Origin of the sequence: Nocardia sp. NPDC060220 (genome assembly GCF_042727815.1) — a bacterium.
Lineage (GTDB): Bacteria > Actinomycetota > Actinomycetes > Mycobacteriales > Mycobacteriaceae > Nocardia.
Genome location: NZ_JBHWZY010000227.1, coordinates 1 through 8786 on the forward strand (window position 1 = coordinate 1; position 8786 = coordinate 8786).

The window sequence follows — 8786 nt, forward strand, 5'->3', positions numbered from 1 at the left end:
GTTCCTGACCAGGTCGACCGCGAACAGCGACCGCACGATCGAATGGACCGACGGGAACACTTACCCGCTCATGCTGGTCGACGTGACCTCGGATTCGCACCCGTTCTGGACGGGCACCGCCCGCAACCTCGACACCCAGGGCCGGGTCGAGAAGTTCGAGCGCAAGTACGGAAAGCGCTCGCGCGCAGGCAAGGAAGGCTGAATCATGGCGGTCCCCAAGCGCAGAATGTCGCGCTCGAACACCCGAAGCAGACGCGCGCAGTGGAAAGCGGAAGTCCCGCAGCTGGTTCCGGTGACAGTGGGCGGTGTCGAGTACCGAGTGCCACGCCGCATCGTCAACGCCGTCCGCAAGGGCATGATCGACCCCGCCCGGCTCTGACGCCGACGACAACGGCCTGCCGGAACCGCCCGGCAGGCCGTTGCCTGTCTCTACCGCCCTGGGTTTGCGGTCCGCGTCATCCTTCTCGTTCGGCCAGCGCTACGAGGGTCGCGGCGAGCTGGAAGAACTTGTTGTTGCCCAGGTCGGCGATGGTCTTGATCTTCAGCGCCTCGAGCAGTTGCTTGTCGTGCGCCTCGGTGAGGCCGGCCAGCGCCGACGGGGGCGCGGCGAGAATTTCGGCGAGCGTCTTGTTCTCGAATTCCTTGTCGAGGACTTTGTCGAGCACCACGTTGACGGCCATGCGAACTCCTTCGAACGAACCTTGGATGTGCCGGGCGAGACGGATGCGCCCATCAGCGACCATAACTCGGTTGGCGCACCAGGTGGTGGGCTTCCGGGGGCTCGGCGGTTCGTTCTGCCCTGCCATCTGTCCAGGGGACTTACTGCGGTGCTGTTCTGCCTGTTCAGGGCCCTAGGGAAGGGTGTGGGGCAACCGCCCCGTTAACCGTGTGATGCACGCCACTTGGCACGAACGCGCGCAAGGGCTTGCGGAGTATTTGCTGACGGTCGAATTACCAACTCTCGGTTTGTTTTTCGCCACAAGAAAATTCCCGAACCACTGATGCGGAGTCCCTCACAGGTATGTACTCTCGTGCGGGAGGGCGGGTTCCCCGAGTATGGGGAACCCGCTCATCGCCACTTCAGAGGCGGTTTTCGCGGCAGTTCGCCGCAGGTTGCGAGAGCTCGGATCAGCGGGGCGGAAGACCGGAAATATTCCGACAAACCGGACGTTAGCTGGTTGCGCTCAACGGGCCGGAACGGGCTGACGCACCGGGACCGCGACATCGCGTCGATCCGGCGCCACCAGCACCGCGGTGATCGGCACGGTCAGGCCGAGCGCACCGATCACGAACATCGGGAACACCAGGTCGAACAGGGGCATCCCGGCCGGTGTCCGGATACCCGGATCGATCGAGAAGCTCAGCGCGGCGATGGCCGTGTAATACACCGCCGCGACGCCGAGCGCGAACAGCACCGACACCAGCACCCGCATCGGCACCCGCCGGACCACCTGCGATACCCACAGGGTCGCGGTGCACAGCGCCATCGACACCAGCACCGACACCCCGATGAGGCCGAGTGACTCGTCGACGGTGCCCTGCACGGCGAGCGCGTCGAGGGTCAGATAGGTCGACAGTCCGATGCTCAACCCCATCGTCAGCCCACCGATGATCAGCCGCGGCACCTGGGGGGTCCGGCCACTGATCAGCAATCCGGCCAGGACGCCGACCACCGCGATGGCCAGTGCCGCCGCACCGAGCGCGACGTTGTAGCGCATCGTGCTGTCGTTCACCCGCATCGCCAGCAGCGCGACGGAATTCGCCAGCCACAGCCCGACCCCGCCGAGCGAGACCGCGGCCATCGTCAGCCAGATCAGCCGGAACCGGATCGAGTACTTCGCATGCCGGATGCAGGCGAACGCCACCAGCGCGCCGAGCGCCGACAGGTCCAACGCGAGCCACGCGATCCCGGTGCCGTGCGCGAATGTCTCGGCACCGGTCGCGGCGAGCAGATCAGGCACGCCTGCCCGCTCCTTCGAACTGCTGCGGCTCGAGCTGGGCGATGGCGTATTCGGTCACCGCCGCCAGTGCCTGACGGACCTCGACGGCATTGCGCGCGTCGATGTCGACGATCGGGATGCCCTCGCGCACCGAGAGCGCTTCGCGCAGTTCGGCGATGGGGAAGCGGGGAGCGTTGGGGAAGCGGTTCACCGCGATCAGGAACGGCAGTCCACGCGCCTCGAAGAAGTCGACGGCGGCGAAACTGTCTTCCAGCCTGCGGGTGTCGATCAGCACCACCGCGCCGATGGCGCCCCGGATCAGGTCGTCCCACATGAACCAGAAGCGCTTCTGGCCCGGGGTGCCGAACAGGTAGAGCACCAGGTTGCCGGGCAGCACGATGCGCCCGAAGTCCATGGCCACGGTGGTGGTTTCTTTTTCCGGCGTCTCGGCGAGATCGTCGATGCCGTCGGAGAAATGGGTCACCATCGCCTCGGTGCGCAGCGGCACGATCTCCGACACCGCACCGACGAAAGTCGTTTTACCGGCGCCGAATCCGCCCGCTACGACGATCTTGGTCGACGCGACCCGTTGTTCTTGTGCCGGCGGGCGCATGCCATCAGAGGCCACGGAGTCCACGCAAAGTCCTCTCCATCAGTGATCGGCGTTCGTCGTAGCTCGCCTGTTCGGTCAGCGTCGAATGCACTCGAAGAATCCCGCCCACTACGAGATCACCGATCATCACCCGGACCATACCCAGTGGGCGACCAAGGTATGCGGCAATCTCGACGACAGAAAGCCGATGTGTGGCAAGACGCACGATTTCGATCCGCAAATCGCCTGCGGACCAGTCGTTGTGCGCTGTATAAGATACCGTCTCGACGACCGCCTCCAAGGGCAGCGCGATCGCGGGCTCGGTGCGGCCGGAGGTCAGGGCATAGGGCCTGACCCGGGTAGTCGGCCGGTGATCGGATCCGTAAGGGCTCGACATCTCACCTCAGCCGGCGGAGCGGGCGGTGGCGGTAACCGCCGAGCCCACCCGGTCGACGAGCAACGCCATCTCGTAGCCGATGCGGCCGATGTCGTGGCTCTTGTTGGCGAGAACGGCCAGGTGCGAACCGTTTCCGACGCTCATCACCAGCAGATAGCCCCGCTGCATCTCCACGATCGACTGCATCACCTTGCCGCCGTCGAACAGGTGCGCGGCACCCATCGACAGGCTGGCCAGACCGGCGGTGACCGCGGCCAATTGCTCGGCGCGGTCGGCGGGTAGATGCGGACTGGTCGCCTGGAGCAGTCCGTCGGCCGAGACGAGCACCGCGTGTGAGACGCCGGGTACGTCGCGGGTGAAGCGGGCGACCAACCAGTTCAGATTCTCGTCTGTGGGGTGCGCGTTGCTCATTCGAGGCCTCCGTCGTTGTACTGGATCTCGGCACGGCCGCTGCGGACGCCGCTGAGATGTCTGGTCAGGTTGTTGCGGATCTCCTCGGGGTCGCGAGCGCCCGCTTCCTCCGCGGGGGTGAGCCCACCGGGGACGAGCTGAGCGCCCGGCTTGCGGATCGGCAGCCCGCCGCTCGTTCGCGAGGACGTAGGTGGGTGGTCCGCCTCGGCGGCGGCCGACCAGCCCGCGTCGCCGGGGGCGCTCCACGACGCGCCGTTGCCGTTACCGGATTCGGTGGGGGCCGAGGCGGGTTCGACGAGCCACTCCGAGACCATCCGCTGGTAGATCGGGGTCGGCGCCGGGCCGGAGACCGGCTGTAAACGGGTGCTCGTCGTCGGCATCGGGTCGACGTCGAGGGGACGCGGCGCGGGTTGCGGCTCCTGGGGCGCGGCCGGTGCGGACGACGCGGCGAGCTCGGCCAGCGCGTTCGCGGGGATGCGCTGCGGCAGGCCGAACGGCGACGAGTCGGGAGCGGGCGCTGCCGGATCGGTCGTCACCGGGAGATCGTCGGTGTCGTGATCGTGCTCGGCCCACATGCCCGCCGGTGCCGCGTCCTCGACGGGTTCGACGATGGCCGGTTCCGGCGGGGGCGCCGGTACCGCGGCCGGAACACGTTGCGGGAGACCGACACTGGTGAGTGGGTTCTTGGGCGTGCTCGCACCGTTGGCCGGGACGAGCGGATTCGGATCCGCGAACGTCGGCAGCGCGGGAAGCGGTGAGGCGGGCAGGTCGAGATCGGTCACGGCGTCGAGCGAAACCAAGGGGCGCGGTCCGGTCGGCATGATCGGATTCGGGCCGGTGATGTCGGCCGGAGTCAGCGCGTACGGGCCGATCCCGGCGGGGACGATCGGATTCGGCCCGGTGGCCGGACCCGACGACATGGGCGGCGACGGCGCGACGAGCGCACTGGGCAGATGCACGCTGGCCGTGATGCCGGGCTGCGGGGCCGCACCGCTGGTACGGCGCAGGCTGACCGTGATGGTGTGCCGCTTGGCGAGCCTGCCGACCACGAAAAGACCCATGCGACGGGCGGTTTCGATGGTCACCTCACCACCGGAGGCGAGCCGGTCGTTGGTCGTCTGCAGATCCTCGGCCGACATGCCGAGGCCGCGGTCGGTGATCTCGATCAGATAGCCGCTGTCGACCGCCCGGCCGACGATGACCGCCACCGATGTACTCGGCGGCGAGTAGCGCAGGGCGTTGTCGATGAGCTCGGCGAGCAGGTGCTCGATATCGACCGCGGACTCACCGGCCACGACGCCGTCGGGCACATTGCCGATCTCGACCCGCTGATAGTCCTCCACCTGCGAGACCGCGCTCCACAGCATGTCCGACAGCGGCACCGGCGGCAGATGACCGCGGCGCAGCACGGTGCCCGCGAGCACCAGCAGGTTGTCGCCGTTGCGGCGCATGCGGGTGGCGAGGTGGTCGAGGCGGAACAGCGTCTGCAGGCGCGAGGGGTTGTCCTCGTCGTGCTCGAGTTCCTCGATGAGCGCGAGCTGCTGCTCCACCAGCGACTGGCTGCGCCGCGACAGCGTCTCGAACATGTTGCCGATCTGCAGGCGCAGGCGGGCCTGATCGCCCGCCAGATTCAGCGCCTGCTCGTGGATCTCGTCGACGGCACGGGCCAGCTGACCGATCTCGTCGGTGGAGTGCACACCCACCGGCATGATCTCCGGCGTCGCGCCGCCGCTGCGGACCACGGCCAGCTCGTCGGGCAGCTTCACATGCGCGACCTCGAGCGCGTCGCGGCGCAGCCTGCGCACCGGCACCACCAGGGTGCGGGCCACGGCCAGCGCGAGCGCCAGGCCCGCCAGCAGCATGCCGAGCACCAGGGTGGTCTCGCGCAGGGCGCCGGTCTGTGCCGTCGCGGTGTTGCTGTCGAGAGTGTGGTCGATGTTGTCGAGCAGCGCGGAGATCGTGGAGGCGTAGGTGTCGGCGCTCACCTGGAGCGTGTTGAGCACCGCCGCGTTGGTGGTCGGATCACCGCTGTTCTGGCTGAACACACTGATCCGGGTCTGCACCGCGTCGAGCAGCGCGGCCATGCTGCCCGCCTGGTCGGGCAAGACCATCGCGTAGGTCTTGATCATGTTCGATTCGGAGCCGAGCTCGACGAGCATCTTCGCTCGCGCGCTCTGGCTGCGACCGGATTCGGGCGAGACGACCAGCGTGCGCTCGCGGGTGAGCACCCGGCGAGCCTGGTGCAGCGCGGCCAGCTGGAGGAAGTAGCGCTGCACGACGAAGTCCTGGACCTGCGGGGTCTTGGACAGCGCCTTTCCGATCCGTTCGCCGATCTCGTCGGTCTGCTCGCCGACCATCGCCGGGGACCCGCCGCGCACGGTATTGCGCAGGGTGGCGCCGGTGGTGGTGGCCGCGGTGAGTTCACTGGCGACGACAGGGTCGATGCGGGCCGAGCGCAGCGCGCTCTGCACCTCGGCGAGGGCCTGGTCGTAGGTGGTGAGCGCGGCGTCGGTCTGGGGGTCGGCGATCGCACCCCAGTTGGCCGTCGCGGCGACGGCGAGTTGTTCGGTGGCGGTGGCGAATTTGACGACGGGACGGATGGCGGTGGCCTGTTCGGTGGCCGCGCCCAGCTGCGTCATCGTCTGCAGTTCGTTGTTGATCCGCAGCACGGCGAAGGTGGTCGCGAGCATCACCGGCAGCACCAGCACCACACCGACCTTGCGCGTAACCGACCAGTTGGACAGGCTGAATTGCCAGGAGCGCGATGCAGGTTCCATCCGCGTGCGTTGCCTCTGCTTCCACGTGTGACCCCGGCCCGCGCGGGGAGGTCGCGGAGCGATGCGAGCGCAGAACCAACTGGAGGTCTTCTTTTACCGCAGGAAAGATACCGTGCCGAGTGGGCATCGGCAATCCGGGCCACACGGTCTGTAATTCGCCGAATATGCGCTGACACAACGACGATTCGTTCGGGTTTGTCAAGACCTACAACATACCTCCGGCGAGAACACGACGTTCGGCGCGCCGAGGCCTCTCAGTACGTTCTCAGTCGGTCACGGCAAACTACAGCACATGCGCATTCTGGTAGTCGACGACGATCGCGCGGTGCGGGAATCACTGCGCCGGTCACTGAGCTTCAACGGCTACACCGTCGACCTCGCTGTCGACGGTCTGGACGCACTCGAGAAAGTGACCGCGGCCAGGCCCGATGCGCTGGTTCTCGACGTCATGATGCCGCGCCTGGACGGCCTCGAAGTGTGCCGAAGGCTGCGCAGTACGGGCGACGATCTGCCGATTCTCGTTTTGACCGCGCGCGATTCGGTGTCCGAACGAGTGGCCGGCCTCGACGCGGGCGCCGACGATTATTTGCCGAAACCTTTCGCGTTGGAGGAATTGCTGGCGCGTTTACGGGCGTTGCTGCGTCGTCGAACGCCCGATCCCGGTGAAGCGTCGGAGGCGATGGTGTTCGCTGACTTGTCGCTGGATCCGGTCACCCGCGAGGTTTCGCGCGGCGAACGCGCGATCAGTCTGACGCGTACCGAGTTCTCGTTGCTCGAGATGTTGATGGCCAATCCGCGCCGAGTGCTCACTCGCGGACGAATCCTCGAAGAGGTCTGGGGCTACGACTTTCCGACCTCCGGCAACGCGCTGGAGGTCTATATCGGCTATTTGCGCCGCAAGACCGAGGCCGACGGCGAGGAACGACTGATCCACACCGTGCGTGGCGTCGGCTACGTGCTGCGCGAGACCCCTCCGTAGGCGGGCGAGATGGCACACAAGGAACCCGCGGTCGCCGTTCTCGGCAGGCCGCTGGACGCGAGTGAGATGCGTCCGCCTACACCGCTCACCCGCTCGGTGTCCCTGCGCTGGCGGGTGACGCTGCTGGCCGCGTCGGTGGTGCTGATCGCGGTCGCGGTCACCTCGATCGCCGCCTACGCGATGGTGGCGCGCGCGCTCTACGCCGACGTCGACGCCCAGCTCGAGGCCCGCGCGGCGACGATGATCAACAACAATTTCGAGACCGCCGGTTTCCAGTCGATCGTGCTGGCCGGGCTGTTCTCCAACGATGTCGGCGTCGCGCTGATCTATGCCGGTCACAAGCCGTATATGCCACCCCAGCAGACAATTCCACCGGTCGGCGCCCAGGAGCTCGCGGTGGCCGACGGCAAGATCAATTCCTCGCTGCGCACCGTCGGTGACCAGCGGGTACTCGCCGCGCGTACGCACAGCGGCGCGACGCTGATCATCTCGCAGAAGCTCTACCGCACCCGCGAGGTGCTCGATCAGCTGGCGTGGCTGCTGTTCGTGGTCGGCGCGTGCGGTGTCGTGCTCGCCGCCGCCGCCGGAACCGCGGTGGGCCGCACCGGTCTGCGCCCGATCGCCCGGCTCACCGCGGCCACCGAGCGCGTCGCCCGCACCGACGACCTGACGCCGATCCCGGTGACCGGCGACGACGAATTGGCCAGACTCACCGAGAGTTTCAACACGATGCTGCGGGCGCTGACCGAATCACGCGATCGTCAGCGCCGGCTCGTCGCCGACGCGGGCCACGAACTGCGGACGCCGCTCACCTCGCTGCGCACCAATATGGAGCTGCTCATCGCCTCGGGCAGGCCGGGCGCGCCCCGGCTGCCCGACGAGGACATGGCCGAATTGCGCGCCGATGTGGTCGCCCAGATCGGTGAGCTGTCGACGCTGGTCGGCGACCTGGTCGACCTGGCCCGTGAGGATGCCCCCGAAACCGTGTACGAGCGGGTGGATCTCGGCGAGGTGGCCGAGCGTGCGCTCGAGCGTGCGCGCCGCAGACGGGTGGGGATCACCTTCGTGGCCGATCTGGCGCCCTGGTTCGTCTACGGGCACGAGGCGGGGCTGGAACGGGCCGTCCTCAACGTCCTCGACAACGCGGCGAAGTGGAGTCCGCCCGACGCGGTCGTCCGGATCACCATGCGCCCGGCCGGCCCCGGACTGCTCGAACTGGCCGTCGGCGACGCGGGCCCCGGCATCCCCACCGGCGAACGCGAACTGGTCTTCGAACGCTTCTACCGCACGACCGCCTCGCGCTCGATGCCCGGTTCCGGACTCGGGCTGGCCATCGTCAAGCAGGTGGTGACCAAACACGGCGGCACCATCGCGGTCGACACCTCCGATCGGGGCGGCGCGCTGGTACGCATCGTGTTGCCGGGGGAGGCGCCGATCGTTCTCGACGAGTCCGACGCCGGGTGATCGCCGTCAGTCACGGCGAACTGATAGTCCGATCTCAGGCGCCTCTCAGTAGCCGTCAGGAAGCTGGTCAGCAAGCGTGAGGAGACAGACACCATGACCGACGATCCCCAGCACCCCGCTGACCGGCCCGCCGCTACCGGACCGGGCGACACGGGCCATCCCACCGAGTCGGGGCTACCGGCCGGGCACCAGGGGCAGGCGCCGGGCTTCGGCGACCAGCCGCACC

General features: G+C 67.8%; 10 protein-coding genes. 4 read left to right on the forward strand and 6 right to left on the reverse strand.

All coding sequences use genetic code 11. From position 1 onward, the window contains the following. Together ACFWF3_RS14245 and rpmF are read left to right on the forward strand one after the other, a co-directional pair. Window positions 1-202, forward strand: a 202-nt coding sequence (locus ACFWF3_RS14245; RefSeq protein WP_379314015.1) for a type B 50S ribosomal protein L31, incomplete at its 5' end; no start/stop codon positions are given. A 3-nt stretch (window positions 203-205) separates the two neighbouring features. After that, the gene (gene rpmF / locus ACFWF3_RS14250) at window positions 206-379 is read left to right on the forward strand and encodes a 50S ribosomal protein L32 (protein ID WP_378635926.1); all 174 of its coding nucleotides are present in this window, start codon (window positions 206-208) and stop codon (window positions 377-379) included. Window positions 380-455: 76 nt separating this feature from the next. Here rpmF and ACFWF3_RS14255 read toward each other — a convergent pair whose 3' ends face one another. From ACFWF3_RS14255 to ACFWF3_RS14280, 6 genes are all read right to left on the reverse strand, one after another. Further along, on the reverse strand, window positions 456-680 hold the full coding sequence (locus ACFWF3_RS14255) for a hypothetical protein (protein ID WP_336084385.1): 225 nt from the start codon (window positions 678-680) through the stop codon (window positions 456-458). Between the two features lie 504 nt (window positions 681-1184). Beyond that, a complete protein-coding gene (locus ACFWF3_RS14260) occupies window positions 1185-1961 on the reverse strand; it encodes an MHYT domain-containing protein (RefSeq protein WP_378993267.1) in 777 nt (258 codons plus the stop codon). Further along, the gene (locus tag ACFWF3_RS14265; RefSeq protein ID WP_266295760.1) at window positions 1954-2553 is read right to left on the reverse strand and encodes an ATP/GTP-binding protein; all 600 of its coding nucleotides are present in this window, start codon (window positions 2551-2553) and stop codon (window positions 1954-1956) included. Before ACFWF3_RS14265 ends, ACFWF3_RS14260 begins: the two co-directional genes overlap by 8 nt. Before the next feature lie 4 nt (window positions 2554-2557). Further along, window positions 2558-2929, reverse strand: a complete 372-nt coding sequence (locus ACFWF3_RS14270; protein ID WP_056813973.1) for a DUF742 domain-containing protein — start codon at window positions 2927-2929, stop codon at window positions 2558-2560. 6 nt (window positions 2930-2935) lie between these two features. Then, a complete protein-coding gene (locus ACFWF3_RS14275) occupies window positions 2936-3340 on the reverse strand; it encodes a roadblock/LC7 domain-containing protein (protein ID WP_056813970.1) in 405 nt (134 codons plus the stop codon). Beyond that, window positions 3337-6117: an ATP-binding protein gene (locus ACFWF3_RS14280; protein WP_379314016.1), complete on the reverse strand. Its 2781-nt coding sequence runs from the start codon at window positions 6115-6117 to the stop codon at window positions 3337-3339. Before ACFWF3_RS14280 ends, ACFWF3_RS14275 begins: the two co-directional genes overlap by 4 nt. A 292-nt stretch (window positions 6118-6409) precedes the next feature. On the opposite strand from ACFWF3_RS14280, the gene ACFWF3_RS14285 reads away from it, so the two are divergent. Both ACFWF3_RS14285 and ACFWF3_RS14290 read left to right on the forward strand, forming a co-directional pair. After that, a complete protein-coding gene (locus tag ACFWF3_RS14285) occupies window positions 6410-7096 on the forward strand; it encodes a response regulator transcription factor (protein WP_358071318.1) in 687 nt (228 codons plus the stop codon). A 9-nt stretch (window positions 7097-7105) separates the two neighbouring features. Beyond that, window positions 7106-8560: an ATP-binding protein gene (locus ACFWF3_RS14290; RefSeq protein WP_378993264.1), complete on the forward strand. Its 1455-nt coding sequence runs from the start codon at window positions 7106-7108 to the stop codon at window positions 8558-8560. Window positions 8561-8786 lie beyond the last annotated feature (226 nt).

What these genes read in the sequence shown, in the direction of transcription:
- rpmF (WP_378635926.1), top strand. Translation starts at nt 206, where the DNA reads ATGGCGGTCCCCAAGCGCAGAATGTCGCGCTCGAACACCCGAAGCAGA.
- ACFWF3_RS14255 (WP_336084385.1), bottom strand. Translation starts at nt 680, where the DNA reads ATGGCCGTCAACGTGGTGCTCGACAAAGTCCTCGACAAGGAATTCGAG.
- ACFWF3_RS14265 (WP_266295760.1), bottom strand. Translation starts at nt 2,553, where the DNA reads ATGCGCCCGCCGGCACAAGAACAACGGGTCGCGTCGACCAAGATCGTC.
- ACFWF3_RS14270 (WP_056813973.1), bottom strand. Translation starts at nt 2,929, where the DNA reads ATGTCGAGCCCTTACGGATCCGATCACCGGCCGACTACCCGGGTCAGG.
- ACFWF3_RS14275 (WP_056813970.1), bottom strand. Translation starts at nt 3,340, where the DNA reads ATGAGCAACGCGCACCCCACAGACGAGAATCTGAACTGGTTGGTCGCC.
- ACFWF3_RS14280 (WP_379314016.1), bottom strand. Translation starts at nt 6,117, where the DNA reads ATGGAACCTGCATCGCGCTCCTGGCAATTCAGCCTGTCCAACTGGTCG.
- ACFWF3_RS14285 (WP_358071318.1), top strand. Translation starts at nt 6,410, where the DNA reads ATGCGCATTCTGGTAGTCGACGACGATCGCGCGGTGCGGGAATCACTG.
- ACFWF3_RS14290 (WP_378993264.1), top strand. Translation starts at nt 7,106, where the DNA reads ATGGCACACAAGGAACCCGCGGTCGCCGTTCTCGGCAGGCCGCTGGAC.